The following is a 24,198-nucleotide window of genomic DNA, read 5'->3' on the forward strand; positions in this document are numbered from 1 at the left end:
AGGGTGGTACGCCGCTTTTCTGGCTGTCCCCGTCTGTGCTGCGGCGCATGGGCTTAAAGCCGCACCCGTAAGCCGTTCAAGTCCCCGGCGCGTACCCCCACAAGATACCATTCCTGTTCCGGGTTCATTTCAATGCGGGTCGGCTTCCATTTGCCGCCAATCATCACGTCGAAACATTCCCCGCAATGCAAGCCGCCGTAGTAGTCGGCAAGGTCAAAGCGAATGTCGTAGCGGTCGGTGGTTTCGTCAAAAATCAAGGCTCCCTGTTTCATGGTCTGTACTCCTTTCAGATTTTGCCGCTTGCCATGTCGTGAGCGACAAGGGCGGTATAATAGCTGTCAATGGTGGTCGGGGCGTTAAAGAGTACCGCCCGTAAATACTGCTTGATGTTGCGGATTTTGGTGGTGTTCTCCCGCATACAGTCAAACACGAATTGATTGTGTGAGCTGTTAAGCCTCATAAACTTTGTTTGAACACTTCCGTTCCTTTCCGTTCCGGCTCTGCCGTGTCCTGTTCCAAAGGCAGGGGATTTAGGGAATGGATAGGAATGGAATGGGTACTTGATAAATCCGTAGTTGATAAATCTGTTTTTTGTAAGTCAGTTCTTTGTATCTCTTTATTTAATTGCGTTGGATTTTCCAACGTAGGTAAATCCAACTTAGGCGGTTGTGGCTGCGGCTGCTCGTAAATCACATATTCCGCGCCCCGCAAGCGTCCTTTCTCGTCGCGCTCTCTGGAACGCACGATATATCCGGCGCGTTCAAGCTCCCGTACCGTTTCCCGGATAGCGTCGATTTTTTCCCGGTTGATAAGGGACAGCCCCGCAAGGATGTAGTCCCAATCCTCCGGCAAGGACAGCATTTGCGACAACAAGCCCTTTGCCTTTAAGGTCAGTTCCTTGTTGCGTAGGTGGTGGTTGCTCATGACGGTATAGCCCTTGTTTCGTTCCACGCGGAAAACTGCCATAGCTTCATCACTCCTTTGCTGTGGATTTGTCACGCGGTAGGACGGCGTTTTTGAGGGTTTCGGTATATTTCCCTTGCCCGGTCAAAACCGCACCCGTAAAGCCCCATGATATAAGGCTTCCTTTGCCCCTACTGCGTGACATGAGGGCATAAAAAAGCGGCGTTCTTGTTCTTCCATGTGGAAGTAAGAAACGCCGCCTGTCTGGTGGTGTGTTATGCTTTCTATTTCATTGCTGATGTACCACGCCATTTGATAACGGCGGTATGGGTTATCTTCAAAAGGATTTCGGCAGCATATCAAAGCTAACTCCGTAAGTAGTAAATTGGTAGTAATTTCAGCCTACAATCCTTTGAAAACGCCCGTAAATCAAGGGTTTTCCGAGATAATCATTGAATTTTATATAAATTATATGACAGTATAATATTGATGTATTTAAAATATTCAATAAAGAAAGATATGGAATAAGAAATGATTAGTGATATTTCAGGTTTTGCTTATGATTGCCAAGATGCTGATGCATTGTCAGATTTTTATGTAAAGTTACTTGGGTGGGAGAAAATCCTTTCAGGGAATGGCTGGGCAGGTTTACGCTCTCCTCAAGGTTGGATTTTTGCGTTTCAGGAAATTGAAGAATATGTAGCACCAGTATGGCCATGGCAGAAAGATAAACAACAACAAATGGCACACATTGACTTTCTGGTTGATGACTTAGAAAAAGGTGTTTTACATGCTTTAGAATGCGGGGCAACGAAATCTGAAATTCAGTATTATGACACTTCAACAGTTATGTTTGATCCAGAAGGTCATCCGTTTTGTTTAAGTACAGTCAAACAATAAAATCCTATACTTATTTTAAGGTATATGATTTGTTAGAAAGTGTTTCTTGGTAAAATCATATATTTATAGCTGTTGACTTCTCGGTTGCAATAATATATAATATGACTATAAAACCAAATTAGTCATATAGGAGGTATGTGGTATGTATAAAGAAGTTGACATTTCTTCAAATAATGTTCCGATAACACTTTCTATCTGGTATACAGAAAGAAGTAGTCCTACCATTGTTTTTTTGCCGGGTACTATGTCACATCCTCTCATGTATGAGAATTTTCTATGCGGATTGAGTGAAAGAGGATTTAATATAATAGGCGTTCACTATCTTTCACACGGAAAAAGCCCTAAAATCAAGAAAAATTATATAATGGAAGATATGTTGCATAATGTATATGACGCAACGACTTACGGAATAGAAAATTTCGGTGAAAACATAGCTGTCATGGGTTCCAGTCAAGGCGGGATTTTAGCTGCAATGGCGGCGGGTAGGGACACAAGGTTAAAAGCTGTTTTTCCACATAATATCATGCTGACTACATTAAAAGAAACTATGAGCCTAACAAAATATCCCGTATGGACACACCGTTTTATGGGGCTGATACAATGGGGCTTTCGCGTGGGCGGAAAGTTGTTACCTAACTATAAGGTACCGGGAGATGCTTATTTAGACTATAACAAAGTATTTTATAGTGAACAGGCAAAACACGATTGCTTAAATGACCCTATGCTTTTATCCTATTATCCTTTAAGATTTGTCGCCAGTTTATTCAATGCTGACTTATCGTGTCTGGAGAATGGGTCTATACAATGTCCAGTTATTTTAATTACGGCCAAAGGCGACCCGCTTTTTAGCTTTGATTATACCAACAAAGTATTTGATTTAATTCATGCGCCGCAAAAGGAATTGCTTACTTTAGAACTCAATCGTCACATGATTTTTAATGAGGATACAGACACGACGATAAACGCATTGGAACCTACATTGCATAAATATCTCGGATAGTATATTGATAATATGAGCAGTAAATGTTATACTTTTCGTGACGATACTAACAATTTAGTCATAAGGAGGTTATGAAAATTGCCACGATTTACAGAACAAGAGAAAGAAATCATCAGCAATAAACTTTTGATAGAGGGAGAAAAGCTGTTTGCATTACACGGTTTGAAAAAAGTAACGGTTGATGATTTAGTGGCCGCCGTAAACATATCAAAGGGTTCTTTCTATGCTTTTTATCCCAGTAAAGAACATCTATACGTGGACATCAATTTTCGTCTACAAAAAGAGCTGTTTGAAAGTATAGAAGCAACCATTAAAGAGAAAAAATATAAGAACCATAGAGATTTAGCAAAGGACGTTATTATGCTAAGTTTAACGGGTTTGATTACTTCACCTATTCTTTCGCAGATTGACTTATCTATATTGGACTATCTGCAAAGAAAATTATCACCGGATATTTTTGAAAGCCATATGCACAATGATATTCGTATATTGGAGATACTGGAAGATTTAGGGGTTGTATTTTTGGTTCCGCATACGGTTATCATAAAATCCCTGTATTCTGTTTTGTCCTGTTTGGAACAATTCAAAGAGGACGAAGAACTGAATATGATACAAAATCTTTTAGTGAATGGTATTATTCAGCAAGTAGTAGCAGAGTAACAATTTTGTTTGGTTATTTGACAGGCAGGTAGCCAAACAAATTTTTTACAGCATATATGACTATATATCTATAATCGTCATAAAGTTAAAGGAGGAAAGTGTAATGATTGATGTAAAAAAACTGTATTTTAGCTATACTGACAAACCGTTTGTTGAGAATGTAAGTTTCCATGTTGGGAGAGGAGAAATTTTCGGTTTTTTAGGACCCTCTGGTGCTGGAAAATCAACTATTCAAAAAGTTTTAACTGGGCTTAATACAAGATATAAAGGCAGCGTAAAAGTTGCAGGTACAGAAATAAGGGAGCATACAAATCGGTTTTATGAAAATATTGGAGTAGACTTTGAATTTTCAACCTGCTACGAGAAATTCACCGCACGACAAAATCTCGCCTATTTTGCTTCTCTATATGAAAAGCAACCTCGGTCTATTGATGAATTATTGCATATGGTAGGCTTGGAAAATGATGGGGACAAAAAAGTTGCTGACTTTTCCAAAGGTATGCGTTCTCGCTTGAATTTCATTAAAGCGTTAGTCCATGACCCTGATATATTATTCCTTGATGAACCTACAAGCGGTCTTGACCCTACAAATAATCGTTTAATGAAAGATATTATTCTTGCGGAAAAGAAACGCGGAAAAACGATTATCATTACTACTCACAATATGTTTGACGCAACAGAGCTATGTGACCAAGTAGCCTTTATCGTTGCCGGAAAAGTCAGTGCATTGGATAGCCCGCATAATTTGATTATGTCAAGGGGAGCTGCCAAAATACAATATACCTACTATGATAAAGGCGAGAAAACCGGAGAATGTCTGCTTGATAGAACCACAGAAGATAAATTGTTAAAAAGTTTAATTTCCGAAAACCGTTTGCTTTCTATTCATAGTAGTGAGCCTACATTAAATGATATTTTTGTTGATATTACAGGGAGGACACTTCAATGAGATTGGGACGTTTAATTTGTGGTGATATACATTTCCAATGGAAATATGGTTTTTATTTTATCTACTTTATATTAACAGTTTTATATGTGTGTGGGATTGCCGCTTTGACGGGACATTGGAAAACGGATATTGCTTCTATCATGATATACTCTGACCCGGCAGCAATGGGATTGTTTTTTATGGGAGCGATTGTCCTCTTGGAAAAAAGTCAAAAGGTGTTAAATGCTATGGTAGTATCGCCTGTAAAAGTATCGGAGTACATACTTTCAAAAACAATCGCGTTGATTGCTATTTCTACAATCATTGCGTTGATATTGGGATTTGTTTCCGGCAGCAATCATTTACTTGGTATCACAGTTGGTACGGCATTGACATCAGCAATCTTTACTATGATTGGAATTATTGCGGCTACAAGAATTTCAAACTTGAACCAATTTCTCATTGTGATTATGCCCATAGAGATTGTTTGCTTTGTTCCACCAATCGTTGGTCTGTTTGTAAAGTTACCAGATATATTTCGCTTTTTCCCTTTTACCGCCTGCATGAACCTTATAACCGGGAAAAACAGTTTACTATCGTTTGATATGGTACTTGTAATTGCTACGTTGATTATTCTCTACATAGTTGCGCGACGTACAGTTCGGCATATGTGGAAAAGTTTGGGAGGTGTAAAGATATGAAAAGGGTATTATCCAGTACCATGCAGATATTTAAGCAAATCAAGAGCGACCCTATGATGTTTGCAGCTTGTTTTACGCCTTTTGTCATGGGAGCTTTGATTAAATTCGGTATTCCGTTTCTTGAAAGGATAACAGATTTTTCTTTGCAAGAATACTATCCGATCTTTGATTTATTGCTTTCTATCATGGCTCCTGTATTGCTCTGCTTTGCATTTGCAATGATTACGTTAGAGGAAATCGACGATAAAGTGTCACGGTACTTTTCGATTACCCCTCTTGGTAAGTCGGGGTATCTCTTTACAAGGTTGGGAGCACCCTCAATTATTTCGGCGGTCATCGCTTTTATTGTACTGTTGCTTTTTTCATTAGAAAAGTTGTCCATTGGAATGACAATATGTTTGGCGCTTCTCGGCTCAGTACAGGCAATTATTGTTTCACTTATGATTATCACATTATCAAGCAATAAATTAGAGGGTATGGCAGTTACAAAACTAGCTGCACTTACATTACTCGGAATACCAGCCCCCTTTTTTATTGATAGTTACTACCAGTTCGCGGTTGGCTTCCTTCCGTCATTTTGGGTAGCAAAAGCCATGCAGAATGAAGCGGTTCTTTATTTCTCCATAGGATTGGTGGTAGCTTTAGTCTGGTACTACTTCCTTGCAAAACGTCTGTTTCGGAAGCTGGCAGGATAAGGAGGCATATTATGGAAAAAGGTAGACTTCTGCAAAACAAAAATGTAAATAAGGCTATTCAGGTTTCCAAAATCACACTAATCATCAACATGGGTTTATCGCTACTTAAATTTACTGCCGGATATATAGGAAAGTCAAGTGCTATGCTGTCGGACGCTGTACACTCGGCTTCTGATGTATTAAGCACAATCGTTGTGATGGTTGGAATTAAAATATCAGAAAAACAGCCTGATAAAGAACATCCTTATGGGCATGAACGTATGGAATGTGTGGCTTCCATTATTCTCTCTGTTGCCTTGGCTATAACGGGTGCTGGAATAGGATATTCAGGGATCAAGAAAATCTTTTCAGGACAGTACAATACGCTTTCTATCCCTAGTGGAATCGCACTTACGGCGGCAGTCTTATCCATTGTTATAAAAGAGTGGATGTACTGGTTTACAAGAAATGCTGCAAAGCATACAAATTCTGATGCGCTTATGGCTGACGCATGGCACCACCGCTCTGATGCACTCTCGTCAGTTGGTTCCTTAATTGGCATTTTAGGGGCGCGTTTAGGCTATGCTATTCTCGATCCTATTGCAAGCGTTGTGATTTGTGGTTGTATCTTAAAAGCTGCTTTGGACATTTTCAAAGAAAGCATTAACAAAATGGTAGACCATAGTTGTGACAATGCTACTGAAACAAAGATTAGGGAAGTTGTGCTTAAGCAGCAAGGGGTTGATGGTATTGATGAATTAAAAACCCGTATGTTTGGAACGAAAATGTATGTAGATATTGAAATATTAGCTGATGGCAATTTAGCTCTTTATGACGCTCATGGAATTGCTGAGGCAGTCCATCAAACGATTGAAAACAACTTTCCACAATGTAAACATTGTATGGTACATGTTAATGCGAATGAACTTCTCTATTCTACATAGGACAGGGAAGATGATTTAAGACTATTGAAAGGGAAAGGAGGGGAGTAGGTTATGGAACAATACTGGTGGATTATCATTGTTGTGGTTTTGATTGTCGTTGGTTTACTTAAACTTGTAATTATGAAGAAGTATAATCAAAAGAGAAATTCTAACAATCGTTCAAAAGATAGCGAGGACGACAAGATGTATTAAGGTTTATTGAAATTTGTTATGTTGTAGAATGATGTTTTTAGACACTAGAAAGTGCTTTAAGGGGGCTAACGTTATGGAAAGCTTTAAGTACAATTCTTTACAATCAAGCACAATCTAATAAAGCTTTAATAAAAATTGAATGCAATACAGCTTTAAAGGCTCGTACAAACCATATGTTTTGTGCGGGCTTTTTTATATAAATATGTATATTCTTCTTGACCTTATACCGCACTGTAAAGGTTAGAATAACAGTAGAAAGAGGTGAGCAGTATGTATCGAATAGGTGAATTTTCAAAAATTACAGATCTAACAACACAGACTTTACGTTATTATGACAGTGAAAAAATCTTATCTCCTTCATATCGAAATGAGGGAAATGGTTATCGCTATTATAGTGCAGACGACATTGAAACAGCTCAATATATTTCATTGTTAAGAAAATTCAATTTCTCGATTATGGAAATCAAAGATGTTCTATCCAATATGAGGACACAAGAGGACTTCAACGATTTTATCAATGAGAAAATTGTATTAACGGAAAGTCTAATTATGCAGCATAAATCTGTAATTGATGAAATGAAATCTTATTTATCTCTGAGACCTCTTGAAAAAAAGGAGGTCGAGAACATGAAATACAAGTCAACATCACAGAATTAAATTTAGGTATGGCATACAAATCCTTATTTGATTACGCAAATGATAACAACTTAGACTACACTGCACCAATTATTGAATTTTATGATAAGAATATGGGATATACCTTAAAGGGAAATCCAGACAAGTACGAAACAAGGATTTATTTGCCCATCAAAAAATAAAAATTGCTCCTATGCGGTAAATAAAAAAAACTGCTGCTGAATTTATTTTGCCTAACGGTGGACAGACTACTGGATGGTTTTGTTTTAGCGGCTTGGGAGGGAGCCGCATGGAACGCCTGCATATTCGACAACATTCGACCATTGGTAGACCGTTAAAAAAATCCGTTTAATTTCTGCGGTGCTACATACTCCTGTATATGGTTTATCACATCATATAGCAGGAACAATCCGGAAATCACAAGATCAGTACGTCAGTATTGCCCTTGTGCTTTTTTGATGGACAAAACTTTTTCAAAAAGTTTTTGTGGTTGGGTATCAAAACCCACCTCTTGCGGCGAGTGTTAGTGCGAAAAGAGGTAGAAGCCTTTTCGCTTTAGCAACTTTAGCTGGACTTATTCTCATGATTTTATTATGAAATCCTTGAGAATAAGCTGTCAACTTTTTTTATACCACACCATTTAAGGGGAGCGACGAGTCAAGAGCAATATGGCTTGAACGGAGCTATGGGAAGGATGTGTAAGCAGAATTCCCATAGTCAAAAGAGAAAGCCAGCGTCTTGAGGCGCCGGCCTAGTAACAAGGGCTTATAGCCCTAGAGCAAACCAACCGTTGGACGAGTGGTCCTGATTTAAACCTGAACCTCAGATTTATACGGATCTGCACTCATTCATTGTCCGCTGTAATCAATTGAGTAATCATCTTTTGAGATAATTTGATGAATGCTTTGGAACTGGCGGAAAGTGTTTTTTCGGATAAAATACCAATTCCCAGAGTTCTCACGGAACAAGGCGAAACCGGTATTTTCTGAATATTTGTATCATGCCCCTTCAAAAACATACTGGGAAGCAGTCCGACTCCCAGACCCTTTTCTACCATTGGAATGATTGTGTGATCATCATGGCAGGTGAAACAGGTCATCGGTGTAACGCCGGCTTGAGCCAGTGCAGCACTTACATCGTGATCAACACCGTTTTCGGATGCAATAAAAGGATATTCTGCAAAAGCAGAGATCGGAAATGTTTTCTGATACTCTTCGGGTATGGAATATCCCTTGGGCAGAATTGCGTACAAAGAATCCCTTGCCAGTGAAAGAAACTTAAAATTCTGGTTCTTTTTCCAGCTCAGAAAACCAAAATCAATGCTTCCTTCATATAACCAGCGTTCTACATCACTGACACCGCCTTCACGGATACGGATGGCGATATTCGGATAAAGCTGCTGGTATTTCTGGATAATTTCCGGAAGCCATTGAGAAGCAATACTGCAATAGGTACCGATACTGAGAGAGCCGCGTTGAAGACCGAGAATGGAATCTACAATGTCATCAAGTCGCTGATAGTGCGTGACGACCAGACGGATATAAGGCATGAGAAGTTCTCCTTCGGTGGTGAGTTCTACACCGTGTTTGGTACGCTTGATGATGGAAATTCCTATTTCAGATTCCAGTTTACTGATGGCGTGGCTGACACCGGATTGGGTATAACCCATCCGCTCGGCACTCAGCGTCAGATTGTTAGTATCTGCAACATCACAGAGTAATGCAAGCTTACTGATATCCATATAGACCTCCATTCTTAAAAATTTGTCAAGTCAAATTTTTGCCCTGAAAAAAATAATGCCATTTATTTTGAGTAAAGGCATGATTTATCAGGACTTTTTCAGTTATGAAAGTTTTGCATGTCATATATTAAACAATGTCAGTTCCTTCATTGGTAATTATAACATATAATCCAAACATAGACAAATAATTGCTGTGTGTATAAAGCACAAAAAGTGAAAAATCTACACAGATTATTGTGAAAAATTCAGAAAGGAGGTGCCGACGATGGAATTTGTTTTTGCACTTAAACAGCATGCGGGTGTGCCAGCCCAGCCGATTGTTTGTAAAGGAGTTAACATTGTAAGGGGGCAAATGATTGCTGCGAAACCGAAAAACGCATTGGGAAGCAATATTTTCTCAAGTATCAATGGAAGAGTAACAGCAGTCGACGATTGTAATATCACAGTCGAAGAATCCAACACAAATTATGCAGAGTACCGGAAACTGACAGGAAACTCTCCGGCAGAGCTGATCGAGGAAGCAGGAATCGTCGGATTGGGAGGTGCAGGTTTCCCTACATCCGTTAAATTGAATGTAAAATTTGACGGTGGCGGTGCTGTACTTGTCAATGCGGCAGAATGCGAACCAATACTTTCCCATAATATTGCAAGAATTGAAAAAGAACCGGAACATCTTATTGCTGGACTTAAGATCGTGATGGAACTGGTGAATGCCGAAAAAGGTATTATTGCAGAAAAAGGGATTCATAAAGAAGCAATCGCAAAATTAAAAGAAGAGATCACGGAAAAGAATATTGAAATTTCCGAGCTTGAAAATATTTATCCAATGGGCGAAGAGCGTGCTGTTGTGCGTGAAACTCTTGGAATCTTACTGGAACCGAAACAGCTTCCGATGGCTGCAAATGCAATTGTGATCAACGCAGAGACAGTTCTTCGAATCCGTGAGGCAGTAGAAGACAAGAAACCGTTGATCGATAAAGATATGACGGTTGCAGGAAAACTGAAAGAAGATGCATCTGTGCATATTTTCTTTGATATTCCAATCGGCATGAAAGTTGCGGATGTCATTGAGAAAGCAGGAGGTCTGGGAGAAGAATACGGCGAGCTTATTATGGGCGGACCATTCACCGGAAAGAGAACGTCAATGGAGGCTTCTGTTATAAAGACGACAGGAGGCATTATTGCAGCGGAAGAATTTCTTCCGGGACCGAAAAAAATCGGACTGCTTGTCTGTGCATGTGGTGCCAATAAAGAACGTCTGGAAGAACAGGCGAAGAGCATGGGCTCAGAGGTTGTAGGCGTTGAATATTGCAAACAGGCAAAAGAATTGAAAAACAGCCGTAAATGTGAGAATCCGGGACGTTGTCCTGGACAGGTACAGAAGGTTATGCAGCTGAAAAAAGACGGAGCCCAGGCGGTTCTGATCAGCAACTGTACCGATTGCAGTAATACGGTAATGTCATGTGCTCCACAGCTTAAATTACCGGTTTACCATTGCACAGACGGTGCACTGAGAGCGGTAAATCATAAGCTGATAAGAAGATTTAAAAAGGACGAATAAAGGGAGGTAGTAAAATGTCTATTACACAGGAAACATTGCAGCAGCATTTAAAGGATCCGGCAATCTTCTGCTGTAGAAGAGAGAAAGGACTTGTGATCAGCGCAGCAGATCTGGAGGATCCGGGACTGTTCGAAGACATGCAGGAGGCAGGTCTTTTAACACTCACACCGGACGGACTTCGCATTGAACAGGTAATTGGCTGCACATTACTTCAGGATGTTGAAGCACTTACACCGATTACAAAAGATGTGCTTGACAAAGTGAACGAAGTTAAAGGGGAAAAAGCAGAGGAACCGGCTGCAGTAGAAGAAGCAGCACCGGCACCGGTAGTACAGCCAATTACAGGAGGTAACGGAATGATTCATATTGAAATCGGAAAAGCAGAGAAATTTGATGGATTAAAACTGGACGTACCAGTATTTGCAGGTGGAGTACCGGCAGCACCGGCACCGGCAGCAGTACCAGTTGACGAAAAAACAGGTGAGAAAACAGTAATCAGAAGTCTGATTAAAAAACACATTAAAATTTCAGATGTTAAACTCGGAGATGAAACATCTATCAAAGATGGTGTAATCACAATCAACAAAGACATCGTAAATGACGCTGTAAAAGAAGACGTTCTCTGTAAAAGTCTGGAACTCGAAGTAATCCATCCGGATGAAAGACATATCTACACAGAGACAATCATGGACGTTTGCCCAATCGCTACAAAGGTAGAAGGTGTACTTGGAGAAGGTATCACAAAAGTAGCTGATGGTGTTGTATTCATGCTGACAGGTGTGGATGAAGATGGAGTTCAGGTACATGAGTTCGGATCTTCAGAAGGATACCTTGATGAGAAAATGTATTTCGGACATCCCGGATGTGCAGATGAAAATGATATCATCATCCGTTGCCATGCTGTAATCCAGAGATTATCAGGAATGACAAGACCTGGCCCGTTTGCAGCACACAAATGTCAGGATTATATCGTACAGGCAATCCGTAATGAGCTTAAAAAATACGACGGCGAAATCGTTCGTGAGGAGCTTTGCGAGGATGTAAGAAGAGTTGGAAATCCAAGAGTTGCTCTTGTTAAAGAAATCATGGGACAGGGAGCTATGCATGACAACGTACTTTGCCCAGAAGAGCCATGTGGAATCAAAGGCGGACAGAAGAACGTTGACTGTGGAAACGTACCGATCTTGTTAACACCAAACCAGGTAAGAGATGGATCCATCCATGCACTTACATGTATCGGACCAGCTACAAAAGAAATGACACGTCATTACATCAGAGAGCCACTCGTAGAAGGTCTTGCTGCAGATGACGAACTGGATCTGATCGGTGTTATCTGTGTAGGATCTCCTCAGGTTAACGATGAGAAACTCTGGGTATCTGAAAGACTTGGATCATTAATGGAAAGCATGAACCTTGATGGTGTTATTATTACAACAGAAGGTTTCGGAAACAACCATATCGATTTCATCCAGCATATCGGACAGGCTGGTAAGAGAGGTGTTCCGGTAGTAGGAGTTTCCTTCTGTGCATACCAGGGACAGCTTGTTGTTGGTAACGAGTACGCAGATGCTATGGTTGAAGAGAACATGGATAAAGGTGGATTCGAGAATGATATCGCAGGTACATCCTGTGTAACACCTGAAGTTGCAGTACGTGCGATTCAGATGCTCAAGAACAAGATGGCAGGCGTTCCGATTAAACCAGCTGAGAAGAAATGGAATAATGATGTTATCAATGCAAATAACAGATTATTAGGTCTTCCGGAAACAAAACTTGTAGAAAGTGGAACACTGCACTAATGGATTACATAATTAACCCTGTAAAAATGGGCGGCCTTGTAAAAAAAGTGACGGATGGAATGTTAAAAATTCATCTACATGGAAGATTAGGTGTTTTTATAGTACCCGAGAGCCTTGTTATCGACGATACGCCGATCGAGCCGGGACATGATCTTGAATTTTATTTCAGCTATATCCAGATTGTAGAAGATCCGTACGATTACGATGATTCAGATATGACAACTGATCACGAGCCGCAGCCATGCCTTGTAGGCGGCAAAATAACAGAAGTAAATGACACTGCGATCAGTGTAGCCATCATGAATAATAAAGGAACGATCAACGTTCCCCGCAGATGGGCATTTACACCAGTTGAACTGCAGGTAGGACAGGATGTAGAGTTTTATTTTAGCTGTATGAAAATTATAGGAAAAAAAAAATACCGATAGAATCAGTCTAAGGAGGTAATACAATGAAATTAACAGTAAAAGAAGGCATGCAGTCAGAAATCTTCGTTCCGGTTACACCAAAGCCGGTATTTACAGAATTAAAGAAACCATTAAGCGAGTGTAAAGTTGCATTTATCACAGCAGGTGGAATTCATAAAAAAGACCAGACTCCATTTAACACATCAGGAGATTTCGGTTACCGTACAATTCCATTTGACACACCATCTGATCAGTTAATGGTTACACATGGTGGATTTGATAACTCCGATATCAACAAAGACGTAAATGCAATGTTCCCGATCGATCGTCTTCATGAACTGGTAGACGAAGGATTTATCGGATCTCTTGCAAATGAGACATACACATTCATGGGCGGCGGCGGAAACGTTGAGAAATTCAAAGGTGAAACAGGACCGGAGATTGCTCGTAAATTAAAAGAGCAGGGTGTAGATATCGTTCTTTGTACAGGTGGATGTGGAACATGTCATCGTTCCGCAACAATCGTTACAAGATGCTGTGAAGAGGCTGGTATGAGCTGTGTAGTTATCGCTGCACTTCCACCAATCGCAAGACAGCAGGGTGCACCTAGAATCACAGCACCTCATGTGCCGATCGGATCAAACGCAGGAGAGCCAAACAACATTCCAATGCAGATTGCAATCTTAAAAGAGTCTCTGGAATGGGTTCGTGATTGTCCGAGCTTTAACCAGACAAAGATTCTGCCATACGAATATCGCCATAATGTATAAAAATATCATTTATTGTTAGAAAGGTGATACAAAACGAAGAGGCTGTCAGAAGAGATAGCCTCTTCGTTGTACTAAAGTAGCGATTTGAGATACAATTCCAAACTCTTGAAAAATCAGATTTCGGAAGTATATTTAGATCAAAATGAAGGAGGATGTTTATGGGACTGGGACCAAGTATTAAAATGACATCTTTACATCACTACAGATGTCCGGTGACAGCGGAAATCGTAAAAAATGATGATCTGGAATATGCAGGCATTATTGTAGATGGAGTCTCAGAGGTGTGTGATGATAAGATCTACACAGCAAAACGTGTAGGAGATATCGCACAGGTTCTGCGCGCAGACGGCGCGATCGTCGCAATCGACGGCTGGGGCAATCATCATGTAGATTTCGTGAATGTGATCGAGCAGCTGGGAATACGCGGAATACCAAGTGTAGGACTCAGTTATATCGGTCAGCAGGGAAGACTGGTTTGTACGAATAACTACGTGGATTGTGTTGTAGATTTTAATAAGAATATATCCGGATATGAATCGTGTGTAGTCGGAGACAACAACCTGACAGAATATGATGCAATGAAAGCAGTGGCTCTGCTCAAGAACAAACTCAGAAAAGCCGAAAAATACGATTCGGACCAGAAGGATGATTCTGCAGGAAATGCACAGACACTCAGACGGCTGACCAGAAAAACATTTCATATAAAAGAAGTGAGATTCGGTGATGAAACGAAGATCGAAGCCGGAGTTCTTACGATTCGTAAAGGTCTTGAAAAGTCTCTGATCATGCAGGAAGCAAGGATCAAAGATATTCAGGTGAAAATACTCGAGCCGGGCGAAAATGACATGTTTGTGAATTCAAATCTGGATTATTCTCCGATTGCATGCAAAGTTCGTGGTGAACTTGGAGAAGGTGTGACCCATCTTCTGTCTGGTGTGACGGTAATGATTACCGGAGTAGAAGATAAGAGTGGCTTCCAGCCTTCGAACATCGGATCATCTGAAGGTGTTTTGAAAAACCAGGTGGTTCTGGATCGTGCGGGTACGCCGGCATCTTCTGATTACATTCTTCATATCGATGTTCTCTTTGAAGAAGGAGAGGGAAGAACAGCAGAGGGTATTATGGCAGCTCATCGGGCGGCAGACTGGATCGTACAGGATATTCGTAAAGTTCTGAAGGATTTTCAAAACATGGCCTACACAAGAGAAGAGTTTACGGATGTGGCAAGACCTGGAAAACCGAGGATCATTCAGGTGAAAATTGTGTCTGGCCTTGGAAATATGTATGATTCGTCTATGTTCCCTTATGAGCCGGCAGGCTTCCTTGGCAGTCACAATATGATGGATTCCAAGAATATTCCTTATGTGATCACTCCGAATCAGGGAAGAGACGGAGCAATCCATTCGCTGTTATAGAGGCTTATAGTAAAGCGGTATTTGGTGGCTTTGAGTGCGTTTTTCATTGATAGCCACCAGATTCTTAAGTGGCATTGAGATTTGGGTCTCACGCGACAGAAATCTGTGAACCGTGTCAGGTCGGGAACGAAGCAGCACTAAGCAGAACCTTCTGGGTGCCGTGAGGGTCCCTGGGTTGAGTTAACTGCAGGAGTAACGTCTGGGGATACGTTCGAAGTGTGATGCACATGAAATAAAAGACAACATAAGAATTACCAAAGTATAATATATTTAATATGATGAAAAAGGAGGGAGAAGCTGAAAAGTTTCTCCCTTTGCTGTATCTGATTAGCAGCAAAAGCGGGAGGGGGAGATTCTGCTGAAAACAATTCTGGCAGCAGTCAATGCCAAATACATACATTCCAATCTGGCGGTTTACTGCCTGCGCGCATATGCCGGAGAACATCTGGCAGAAGAAGGCGCGGAGGAGATCCGGATTGCACAATACATGATCAATCAGCCGGTGGAATCCATCATTCAGGATTTGTATCTGCAGAAACCGCAGATCCTCTGTTTCTCCTGCTATATCTGGAATATCCGATTTGTGGAGGAATGTAGAGAGTTGTTTGCCAGAAATATTCGACAAAATTATAAATAAGAGTACTCAAATAAAATCGACAAGAAAAAATTTATCGGATGAAATTAAAAATAAGATGTCAATAATTATTGTTACACAACTCTTACGTACATAATTGTTATAAATCTTTTAGTCCAGAAGTTCCGCTTATTTTAAAAAGTACAAAAGAAAAGTTGCATCTGTTAAAAAAGCGAACAGGAGAAACTTATATTTCTAAAGTAGGAATAGAGGCATTTGCTAAAAACCAATATCTTGAATTAAGCAACAAGTGATAATCCAGTTATGCTATAAAATGAAAAGCTAAAATCATATAAAATGGAAGTTAATATAACTGACAGTAATAATTTTGAAATATGTTTCCGGTTCCTGTGGTGTGGTAAGGAAAATGGACGAAGGCCTTTCATAGTTGAATATATTGTGATAATTTCAGGTTATTTTTTAATAATATACTTTTGTAATAAGTGATATAATCATAATGTGATATGGGGGAGATGTCAAGGGGAATACCATGTCCGAATATGGCGGGATTTCAGAATGGAAATGCAGTATAGTGGTGATAAGGATGATTAGGACGGGAGGATGTGCCATGAAGAAAACGGACAGAGCTCTGTTTGAGGCTTTTAAGGCAAAGGACACAAGGTTTGACGGAAGATTTTTTGTGGGAATCGCTTCAACAAAAATCTATTGTCGCCCAGTCTGCCGGGCAAAGCAGGCCAGACAGGAAAACTGTACTTTTTTTCTACTGCTGCGGAGGCGGAGCTGGCAGGATACCGTCCCTGTTTATTGTGCAGGCCGGAACTTGCGCCTGGCCATTCTATCGTAGATGCTTCCTCTGTACTTGCTCATAGAGCTGCACGTCTTATGGAGGAGAACTGTGGGGGTGGACAAAGCATAGAGGAGCTTCCCACCGAACTGGGGTGCACGGGCCGGCATCTGCGGCGAGTTTTCGTGGAAGAATTTCATGTTACGCCCGTAAAGTATCTGCAGACCTGCCGGTTACTGCTTGCCAAGAATCTGCTGACAGATACGGACCTGTCGGTGCTTCATGTGGCGATGGCGTCAGGATTCGGCAGCCTGCGCCGGTTAAATGATTTATTTAAAAAGCAGTATTATCTGTCTCCCACCGCTCTGCGCAGGAATGCTGCGGGCGGGAAGATACGATCTAGTGAGAGTAAGGTTGCCTTGGGCTAGGTGTGATTGCATCCCGCTCTAGGAGCATTTTAGCGCTGGCAGAGGCACTTGAGAGCGGAGAGATAGAACTGGCCGGATGCGTTTTTAGAAACGGATATTGGAATCAGGCATGCACTTCCGGGTCATACGCCAAAGGAGCTGCTCGCATTGTCTGAAAAATGGCGGCCATGGCGCAGTTATGCAACAATGAATCTGTGGAATAGCTTGTGACAGTAAAGTGAAAAAAGGAGAGGTAAGATATGTATTATACTATGGGTTATGATTCTCCCATCGGCAGACTTTTGCTTGCGGAGAGGGATGGAGCTCTTACAGGGCTCTGGATGGAAGGGCAGAAATATTATTGTGATTCTCTGCAGGGGGAAAGGTTGGAAAAAGCGGATACCGAAGTTCTGCTTCAGGCAGGAGTGTGGCTGGACCGGTATTTTAAGGGAGAGAAACCATCTGCCGGCGAACTACCCCTTGCCCCGGAGGGAAGTGCATTCCGCAGGGAAGTGTGGAAGCTGCTCTGTGAGATTCCTTATGGGGAGGTCACAACCTACGGGGAGATATCCAAGAAAATTGCAGCAGTCAGGGGGCTTTCCAACATGTCAGCGCAGGCTGTGGGCGGTGCTGTCGGCCATAATCCTATCTCCATTATCATTCCCTGTCACCGGGTGGTCGGTACAAATGGGAGCCTGACAGGGTATGCAGGGGGCTTGGAAAAGAAGATTAAACTGCTTACCCTAGAAGGGGTGGATATGGACAAGTTGTCTGTCCCTGCCAGGGGGACGGCGCTTTAGGAAGGGAATGGAGGAATATCAAATGGCAAATGTGATTGTATTATTTGAGGTAATACCCACGAAGGAAGGAATGAAAAAATACCTTGACCTTGCGGCGATGCTGAAGACTATGCTGTGAGGATTTGAGGGATTTATACGGGCGGAACGGTTTGAAAGCCAGAAGGAAGGCCGGGAAAAATTGTTTGAGTCTTACCGGATTACGGTCTGCTCTGCCGTCCGGGAATATTCAGATACCGACCGCAGCCAGGCGCCGGAGGATTCCATTGAATATTTCCGGGAAAGGGTATGACAGAATGGCTGTACATGATGTTAAAGAAATGTCAGAATTTCGGATTTTTATTTCTTACTTTAGGCAGCACGGGCTTTAGTAATCACCATTATGATTCCCATATTTCTATTTGTCGCAGGCCGATGCCGCAGATTCATGAGGAATGCCTCTATACAGGTAAAACGGACGACGGCTTCCATCAATCCAGAATTTGAATCTTGTCTGTCAGGGATTAAAACGGCGAAAGCTTTTGCCAATGAAGCTGCGGAGCTAAATAAGTTCAATGCGGCGAACCATAAGTATGGAATTTTTATGTGTATCCTTTCTGCGGCTGTGATCGCGGTTGGTGGCGCTTTGGTTATGAGGGAAGAATTGAATCTGATTGATCTGATTACGTTCAGCCTTTATGTAACAACTTTTATCACCCCCATCCGCCGTCTGTCGGTGATATTATAGAGGTACCGGGTACAGCATATGGGAGCGTACCGTTTGGCGTTGCCGGACCATTATCCAGTACGATAACAGTCAGCCGGACCGGTAACGAACTGGTGGTGGGAGAAAGCGGCATCTACCAGATTACAATATCTATCAGCGCTGAGGCAACAGCTTACCCGGATACAGAACAAGAACCGTTCTTTAACACTCGTTCAGCTGAGCATGTAGCACATTTTTCATGTTCGGCAGTAGATGTTCCGATGAAGCATACTGCAATAGTGCCACCGTGTTCGGAGAGGTGGCACTTTTATATGGACTGACTGGCTGAAATATAGTAGACTGAATCTAGTCAACAATCGATGCGTGCAGCTTAAAAGCTCAGTTTAACCTTGAGTAGAAGGAGAAAACTACCATGCAGATTATTATGATTCTTATAGCTTTGGTGGCATTTATCAGCTTGTACGTAAATGCAGGACATAGATTATTCCTTTGGTTCCGTCCCCTATTTTCAGGTGTCGGCCTGGTGGCATTCGGAATTTCATATGGCGTTATCTTTGCAGCCGTCCTGGTGTTCTTCGTGCTCAGCCGCATTCCGGACTGCCCGGTACCTCGAACGCTTTTTCTGATAGACCATTATGCATTGGGTGTAGTTGTTCTTCTGATGCTGTTTGTCAACCTTGCGGATCTGGCCTTGTTATTGGCCAGGCTGTGCCATCTCGTCCCGACGCCTCTGCCACAGGGAGCTGCAATTACCGCAGGAGCGGCAGCGGTCGTTCTGTCGGTCGTATTATCGGTCTGCGGAGGAATCCATGCGTCGAAGATACAGACGGTAGACTATAAGATTCAGATGCAAGAGGGTAACGGAGCTACAGATGCAATGAATATCGTTTTAATCAGCGATCTGCATATCGGATATGTCGTGGACGAGAAGCATGTGGAAAAGATTGTGGCGTCGGTAAATGCTGCAGAGCCTGACCTTGTCTGCATAGCAGGAGATATATTTGACGGTGATATTACATCGGTGAAACATCCATCGGTGCTTCAGAGATTGTTTCGCAGCATAAAGGCACCTTATGGCGTATATGCCTGCCTTGGAAACCACGATGCAGGGGCTGGATATGAAGACATGTTGAAATTCCTTGACAAAGCGCAGATTCACCTGCTTCAGGATGAGTCGGTGCTGATTGGCAATAAGATGATACTGGCCGGCAGGAAAGATTCGGGTCCTGTTTTCTGCGGCAGAGGCCGGGAGCAGGGATTAAAAGGCCAATGTCCGCCCAGGCTGCCGAAAACGGCGCGGATCGGCATAAAGTTTATAGACCGTGTACACCAATGGGCCACTTCTGTCATATGATAGCAAGAGGTGAAAATATTATGAACATGTGCCGTTTAAGCAATAATACGAGAGATTATGTAGAGCAGTATCATTGCATACTAGATGAGATGATCCGCAATATGAACTGCGCCGAGCTTACAGACAGCCTCTCAGGCAGCTTCATTACGCAGATGATACCACACCATCGTGCCGCGATTGAGATGTCAAAGAACCATGTACGGATAATAATATCAACTGCAACTTTATGCGTGAGATGATACCGCATCACAGAGGAGCGGTACGCATGTCAGAAAATGCGCTGCGTTTTCCGCTCTGCCCGGAGCTGGTTCCGCTGCTCGATGCAATCATCGTATCGCAAAAAGAAGGAATCAGAAAGATGCAGTGCCTGATGAAAAGAGCAGGCTCTTCAGCAATCAGCTTCATAACGGAAAATATCAGGCCGCTGTTTGAAGATTATGAATAAAGAGTATATTTTTCAACAGATCCATGCTATACTTAGAGCTATAACCTGTAAGATTCATAAAAGGAGATTGCTATGGAGTTTATAGATGTACTTATAAAGATGGAGATTGATCCGCAGGAGACAATCCGCAGATTCTGCCAGAACGAGTCTATGCTCAAGAAGTATCTGCTGAGGTTCCGTGATGAAGCCACATATCCGAACTTAAAAAAGGCGATCGCGGAGAAAGACTATAAAGAGATCGAGACGTGTGCACATACGCTGAAGGGCCTGTCTGCCAACCTGGGTATGAATAACCTGAGCAAGAGATGTGCGTATATTGTGGATGCAGTAAGAAATGATACGTACGATAATCTGGATGAGCTGTTTGCGAAGGTGGAAGAAGAGTACGACCGGCTGACCGGCTGCCTGAAAGAATTGGAGTAGAGCCCGCCAGGGAGGGCAGTGCCCCCCCGGCGGTCCGCTGCGGCCTGCAATAGAGGAATATGAAAGGAAGCTTTGTATGTTTCATTACAGAGCTTCCTTTTGTCCGTCTATAAGCAGAACGGCCTTGATGACCGCATTCCGCTAATCCATCATGAACTTCTCTATCACATGGAGCACGCCGTCCTCGTCGTTCGACTTCGTTATGTAGTCGGCTTTTTCCAGCACGAGAGGCTGGGCGTTGGCCATGGCCACTCCCAGACCGGCGGTCTCTATCATGGTCACGTCATTATAGCCGTCCCCGCAGCAGACCATCTCATCCGCGGTCAGGCCGATGCTTGTCAGCAGCCGGAGCAGAGAGTGCGCCTTATCGATGCCCGGGGGCATGATCTCCAGAAAGAACGGGTCAGACAGATAGATATATAGGTAAGAGCGGAAGCATTCCGCGATTTCGGCCTTTACCTCCTGTATCACGTCAGGTTCGCCGGTCACGAGAAACTTGTTCGCGGGCGCAGTAATATGGGACGGGAAATCATCCACGGATACGACAGGCATATGGTTGATACGGGATTCCAGATCACTATATTTGTTCGTGCTGCCGCCTGACAGCAGCACATCAGAAGTATAGCCGACGATATCAACTCCCCGTTCCCGGTACTTGTTCACGATATCAAATAGAGGCGCCACGATGTCCATAGGAAGCGTCTTGTTATAGATGACCTCCCTGCTCCTGCAGTCCGTAATCCGGCCGCCGTTGAAAGACAAGATATAACTGCCGTAGCGGTCCAGGCTGAGCTGGCCTGCCAGCGGCTGCACGCCCTGCGTGGGCCGTCCGCTGGCGAGCACCACCTTCTTGCCCTGCTCCTGTATATGGATCAACGCGTCAAGCGTGGGCCTGGAAACCTCCTTTTTAGAGTTGGTCAGGGTACCGTCCAAATCCAATGCTAAAATCTGATAATTCATGCATAACTCCTTTAATTTAAAAAGGGGTCAGACCCCTATGAAAATTTTACGAGTTGTTCGACAATTTCGGGGAACCACATTCCGTGTGACGCTTTCACCAGGACGTTGTCCCCTTCCTTTATTATGCTGTTCATCTGTGCGAGGAAATCCTGCTTTGTGGCGAACCAGAGCACTTCTATGCCAGGAGCTCCGTCTGCTCCGGCGGCGATTTCTTTTGCCAGCTCCCCGATTGCGCACAGGACGTCTACGCCGTGCCTTGCGGCGTAGACGCCGACTTCCCGGTGGAGTTCTTTCTCATTATTCCCGAGTTCCCCCATGTTGCCGATCACGGCTACCTTCCGGCCGATGGCCATGTCAAGGACATCGATGGCCGCCTTCGTAGATATCGGATTGGCATTGTAGCAGTCATCCAGTATCATGAGACTGCCGGTGGAGATGATGTTATTGCGCCCCGGGAGTGTCGTGTGCGCCTCGATGCCGGCCTTGATCTCCTCTACGGCAAGGCCGAGGGCAGCACCTACCGCAGCGCCCGCCAGGGCGTTGGATACCATATGTGCGCCGGGGGTAGGGATGAGGCAGTCGAAAGCTTCGCCGTCCGGCATGTGTATCTTGCAGGCAGTCCCTTTTAAGCCCATGGGCACGATGTCGGACGCATGGCACTGGCAGCCTTCCGACGTGCCGAAGAGGACAGGTGTTACCCCTTTTACCGGCCCCATCCTGGAGAGCAGGTCATCGTCGCCGTTGAGGAGGATGCTCCCGCCATTTTTCATATCCTGTATCATCTGGGATTTCTCCTGGAGGATACCTTCCCTTGTCTTGAAGAATTCCAGATGGGCCACGCCGATATTCGTGATAACGCAGATATCGGGGCTTGCAACAGAGGAGAGGCGGCGCATTTCCCCGAAATGGTTGACGCCCATCTCGAGGATTACGACCTCATGCTCCTCGTTCATCTCAAATATCGTAAGGGGAAGCCCCCATTCATTGTTGAAGTTGCCTAACGTCTTGTGGACATTGTATTTCTGTGACACGACAGAAGCGATCATTTCCTTTGTACTTGTCTTGCCGACGCTTCCTGTGATACCGACTACCGTCACATCAAAAGAGTCCCGATACAGTTTGGCGATGTCCAGCAGCGCCTGCCCGGTGGACTCTACGAGAATATATGGAAAGTCCGTATCACCGAGGTCCTCATGAGACACCACGCAGAGGGCGCCTCTTTCAATTGTATCAGGGATAAACTTATGTGCATTGACATTCTCTCCGTCAATGGCGACAAACAGGTAATCCTTCTCGACTTTTCTGCTGTCGATTACGACACCAGCCACTTCCCGGCCCATTTTACTTTCATCGCCGTGGTACGTGCCGTGGCAGGCGTCTGCAATATTTTCCAGTGTAAGGTTCTTCATATTCCTTATCCTCTTACTTTCATTGATTCTTCAATTATTTTCTCACACAGTTCTCCGTAATCCATGCCGGCATTCAGGGCGGCTCTCGGAAGAAGGCTCGTAGGCGTCATGCCCGGCAGCCCGTTCATCTCCAGGCAGTAGAACCTGCCGTCCGTCTCATCCACGATAAAATCAGCCCGGGCGTAGACGTCCATGCGCAGCGCCTCGAACGCTTTCTCTCCGGCGCGCTGAATCTTCTTCATCGTCTTCGCGTCCAGGGAGACCGGCGGGCATATCTCGGTCGCGCCTCCGTCCTGGTACTTGTTTTCATAAGAAAACACTTCGTCCCTCGGTATGATCTCTACAAGAGGCAGTGCCTTGCCTGCAAAGATGCCGCATGCATACTCACGTCCCCTGATAAAAGGTTCGATGACGACTTCGTCCTGATGGTCCTCGTCAAAAGAGCGGCGGACCGCCTCCTTATAATCCTCTTCGGTGTAGCAGATATATACGCCGAGGCTGGAACCGCTGGAACAAGGCTTTACGACAAGCGGCAGATAATAGCCGAGCTCATCGAGCGTCGTGTCCTTCGTCTTTTCCGTGAGGGAAGTCCCTCTCGGGGTAGGCACACGCGTCATCTTGAACACCTGCTTAGCCACAAGCTTGTTCATGGACATGGCGCATCCGAGCGAATTAGGTCCGGTGTACTTGATTCCGAGGACATCGAACGTGGCCTGCATCTTTCCATTTTCCCCCACGGAACCGTGAAGCCCCATGAACGTAATGTCGGCCAGACGGCACAGCTCGACGACATTCGGACCAAGGTAGCAGTCAGACTGGTCTGGGCGGGAAGCTTTGACAGCCTCGATATCCGGTGCGGTCGTCTTGATGCCCTGGGCAATCTCAAGCCCCGCGCCGGGAAGATCGAATACTTCTTCCAGCTTATCAGAATCGTAAGGTAATCCAAGATAGACATCCAGCAGAAATGCCTTGTGTCCCCGTTCTCTTAAGGTTCTGCAGATACCGGCGCCCGAGATAAGGGATACATCCCGCTCGGGGCTCAGTCCTCCTGCTAAAACGATAATCTTCATAAACAAATGCTCTCCTT

General features: G+C 43.6%; 26 protein-coding genes, 1 other RNA gene and 3 pseudogenes. 24 read left to right on the plus strand and 6 right to left on the minus strand.

Annotation, left to right across the window (positions count from 1 at the left end):
• Positions 1-53 precede the first annotated feature (53 nt).
• Both E1963_RS07805 and E1963_RS07810 read right to left on the minus strand, forming a co-directional pair.
• Entirely contained in the window at positions 54-272 is a 219-nt protein-coding gene (locus tag E1963_RS07805) for a DUF5348 domain-containing protein (protein WP_132276883.1), read from the minus strand.
• Positions 273-286: 14 nt separating this feature from the next.
• Positions 287-966 (minus strand): annotated as a pseudogene (locus E1963_RS07810) (DUF6017 domain-containing protein).
• Between the two features lie 468 nt (positions 967-1,434).
• Here E1963_RS07810 and E1963_RS07815 point away from each other — a divergent pair.
• The 9 genes from E1963_RS07815 to E1963_RS07850 all read left to right on the plus strand — a co-directional run bounded on the left by E1963_RS07815 (position 1,435) and on the right by E1963_RS07850 (position 7,559).
• On the plus strand, positions 1,435-1,803 hold the full coding sequence (locus tag E1963_RS07815) for a VOC family protein (protein WP_132276885.1): 369 nt from the start codon (positions 1,435-1,437) through the stop codon (positions 1,801-1,803).
• Positions 1,804-1,945: 142 nt separating this feature from the next.
• A complete protein-coding gene (locus tag E1963_RS07820) occupies positions 1,946-2,803 on the plus strand; it encodes an alpha/beta hydrolase (protein WP_132276887.1) in 858 nt (285 codons plus the stop codon).
• A gap of 78 nt (positions 2,804-2,881) precedes the next feature.
• Entirely contained in the window at positions 2,882-3,463 is a 582-nt protein-coding gene (locus E1963_RS07825; RefSeq protein ID WP_132276889.1) for a TetR/AcrR family transcriptional regulator, read from the plus strand.
• 103 nt (positions 3,464-3,566) lie between these two features.
• Entirely contained in the window at positions 3,567-4,412 is an 846-nt protein-coding gene (locus E1963_RS07830; protein ID WP_132276891.1) for an ABC transporter ATP-binding protein, read from the plus strand.
• Positions 4,409-5,092 (plus strand): ABC transporter permease, encoded by a 684-nt coding sequence (locus E1963_RS07835; RefSeq protein ID WP_132276893.1) that lies wholly within the window; start codon positions 4,409-4,411, stop codon positions 5,090-5,092. The genes E1963_RS07830 and E1963_RS07835 overlap by 4 nt, the downstream gene beginning before the upstream one ends.
• On the plus strand, positions 5,089-5,787 hold the full coding sequence (locus E1963_RS07840; protein ID WP_132276895.1) for an ABC transporter permease: 699 nt from the start codon (positions 5,089-5,091) through the stop codon (positions 5,785-5,787). The genes E1963_RS07835 and E1963_RS07840 overlap by 4 nt, the downstream gene beginning before the upstream one ends.
• A gap of 11 nt (positions 5,788-5,798) precedes the next feature.
• On the plus strand, positions 5,799-6,710 hold the full coding sequence (locus E1963_RS07845) for a cation diffusion facilitator family transporter (RefSeq protein WP_132276897.1): 912 nt from the start codon (positions 5,799-5,801) through the stop codon (positions 6,708-6,710).
• 51 nt (positions 6,711-6,761) lie between these two features.
• Positions 6,762-6,902 carry a hypothetical protein gene (locus tag E1963_RS19635; RefSeq protein WP_016295776.1) on the plus strand — a complete coding sequence of 47 codons (141 nt, stop codon included), beginning with the start codon at positions 6,762-6,764 and terminating at the stop codon, positions 6,900-6,902.
• A 270-nt stretch (positions 6,903-7,172) separates the two neighbouring features.
• Entirely contained in the window at positions 7,173-7,559 is a 387-nt protein-coding gene (locus E1963_RS07850; RefSeq protein WP_132276899.1) for a MerR family transcriptional regulator, read from the plus strand.
• Positions 7,560-8,382: 823 nt separating this feature from the next.
• Here E1963_RS07850 and E1963_RS07860 read toward each other — a convergent pair.
• Positions 8,383-9,279 (minus strand): LysR family transcriptional regulator, encoded by an 897-nt coding sequence (locus E1963_RS07860; protein ID WP_132276901.1) that lies wholly within the window; start codon positions 9,277-9,279, stop codon positions 8,383-8,385.
• A 265-nt stretch (positions 9,280-9,544) separates the two neighbouring features.
• Between E1963_RS07860 and prdC the strand changes: the two genes are divergently transcribed.
• The 15 genes and pseudogenes from prdC to E1963_RS07930 all read left to right on the plus strand — a co-directional run bounded on the left by prdC (position 9,545) and on the right by E1963_RS07930 (position 20,742).
• Entirely contained in the window at positions 9,545-10,840 is a 1,296-nt protein-coding gene (gene prdC / locus E1963_RS07865; RefSeq protein ID WP_132276903.1) for a proline reductase-associated electron transfer protein PrdC, read from the plus strand.
• Positions 10,841-10,854: 14 nt separating this feature from the next.
• Positions 10,855-12,639 carry a D-proline reductase (dithiol) proprotein PrdA gene (gene prdA, locus E1963_RS07870; protein WP_132276905.1) on the plus strand — a complete coding sequence of 595 codons (1,785 nt, stop codon included), beginning with the start codon at positions 10,855-10,857 and terminating at the stop codon, positions 12,637-12,639.
• Positions 12,639-13,067 (plus strand): CBO2463/CBO2479 domain-containing protein, encoded by a 429-nt coding sequence (locus tag E1963_RS07875; protein WP_132276907.1) that lies wholly within the window; start codon positions 12,639-12,641, stop codon positions 13,065-13,067. The genes prdA and E1963_RS07875 overlap by 1 nt, the downstream gene beginning before the upstream one ends.
• A 23-nt stretch (positions 13,068-13,090) precedes the next feature.
• On the plus strand, positions 13,091-13,816 hold the full coding sequence (gene prdB, locus E1963_RS07880; RefSeq protein WP_132276909.1) for a D-proline reductase (dithiol) protein PrdB: 726 nt from the start codon (positions 13,091-13,093) through the stop codon (positions 13,814-13,816).
• Between the two features lie 158 nt (positions 13,817-13,974).
• On the plus strand, positions 13,975-15,231 hold the full coding sequence (locus E1963_RS07885) for a glycine/sarcosine/betaine reductase component B subunit (protein ID WP_132276911.1): 1,257 nt from the start codon (positions 13,975-13,977) through the stop codon (positions 15,229-15,231).
• 79 nt (positions 15,232-15,310) lie between these two features.
• Positions 15,311-15,409, plus strand: an RNA gene (gene ffs, locus E1963_RS07890) — signal recognition particle sRNA small type.
• Positions 15,410-15,589: 180 nt separating this feature from the next.
• A pseudogene (locus E1963_RS22610) lies at positions 15,590-15,823 on the plus strand (B12-binding domain-containing radical SAM protein); the annotation flags it as partial.
• Between the two features lie 610 nt (positions 15,824-16,433).
• Positions 16,434-16,585, plus strand: a pseudogene (locus E1963_RS23060) (Ada metal-binding domain-containing protein); the annotation flags it as partial.
• 123 nt (positions 16,586-16,708) lie between these two features.
• On the plus strand, positions 16,709-17,038 hold the full coding sequence (locus tag E1963_RS07895) for a helix-turn-helix domain-containing protein (protein WP_414655368.1): 330 nt from the start codon (positions 16,709-16,711) through the stop codon (positions 17,036-17,038).
• A gap of 239 nt (positions 17,039-17,277) precedes the next feature.
• Entirely contained in the window at positions 17,278-17,817 is a 540-nt protein-coding gene (locus tag E1963_RS07900; protein ID WP_132276913.1) for a methylated-DNA--[protein]-cysteine S-methyltransferase, read from the plus strand.
• 370 nt (positions 17,818-18,187) lie between these two features.
• Positions 18,188-18,541 (plus strand): ABC transporter transmembrane domain-containing protein, encoded by a 354-nt coding sequence (locus E1963_RS07910; protein WP_262200877.1) that lies wholly within the window; start codon positions 18,188-18,190, stop codon positions 18,539-18,541.
• 502 nt (positions 18,542-19,043) lie between these two features.
• Positions 19,044-19,874, plus strand: coding sequence for a metallophosphoesterase (locus E1963_RS07920; protein WP_243117636.1), 831 nt, complete (start codon positions 19,044-19,046; stop codon positions 19,872-19,874).
• Between the two features lie 20 nt (positions 19,875-19,894).
• Positions 19,895-20,113 (plus strand): hypothetical protein, encoded by a 219-nt coding sequence (locus E1963_RS21850; protein WP_315974342.1) that lies wholly within the window; start codon positions 19,895-19,897, stop codon positions 20,111-20,113.
• A complete protein-coding gene (locus tag E1963_RS21855) occupies positions 20,101-20,319 on the plus strand; it encodes a DUF305 domain-containing protein (protein ID WP_330570748.1) in 219 nt (72 codons plus the stop codon). Before E1963_RS21850 ends, E1963_RS21855 begins: the two co-directional genes overlap by 13 nt.
• A 72-nt stretch (positions 20,320-20,391) precedes the next feature.
• Positions 20,392-20,742 carry an Hpt domain-containing protein gene (locus E1963_RS07930; protein WP_132276919.1) on the plus strand — a complete coding sequence of 117 codons (351 nt, stop codon included), beginning with the start codon at positions 20,392-20,394 and terminating at the stop codon, positions 20,740-20,742.
• 141 nt (positions 20,743-20,883) lie between these two features.
• Here the strand turns inward: E1963_RS07930 and E1963_RS07935 are convergent, their stop codons facing one another.
• Genes E1963_RS07935 through E1963_RS07945 form a run of 3 tightly spaced genes read right to left on the minus strand, consistent with a single transcriptional unit; the run spans position 20,884 to position 24,181 of the window.
• Positions 20,884-21,702, minus strand: coding sequence for a Cof-type HAD-IIB family hydrolase (locus tag E1963_RS07935; RefSeq protein WP_132276921.1), 819 nt, complete (start codon positions 21,700-21,702; stop codon positions 20,884-20,886).
• A gap of 35 nt (positions 21,703-21,737) precedes the next feature.
• Entirely contained in the window at positions 21,738-23,111 is a 1,374-nt protein-coding gene (locus E1963_RS07940) for a UDP-N-acetylmuramoyl-tripeptide--D-alanyl-D-alanine ligase (RefSeq protein ID WP_132276923.1), read from the minus strand.
• Between the two features lie 5 nt (positions 23,112-23,116).
• On the minus strand, positions 23,117-24,181 hold the full coding sequence (locus E1963_RS07945; protein ID WP_132276925.1) for a D-alanine--D-alanine ligase family protein: 1,065 nt from the start codon (positions 24,179-24,181) through the stop codon (positions 23,117-23,119).
• Positions 24,182-24,198 lie beyond the last annotated feature (17 nt).

Origin of the sequence: Extibacter muris (genome assembly GCF_004345005.1) — a bacterium.
GTDB lineage: Bacteria > Bacillota > Clostridia > Lachnospirales > Lachnospiraceae > Extibacter > Extibacter muris.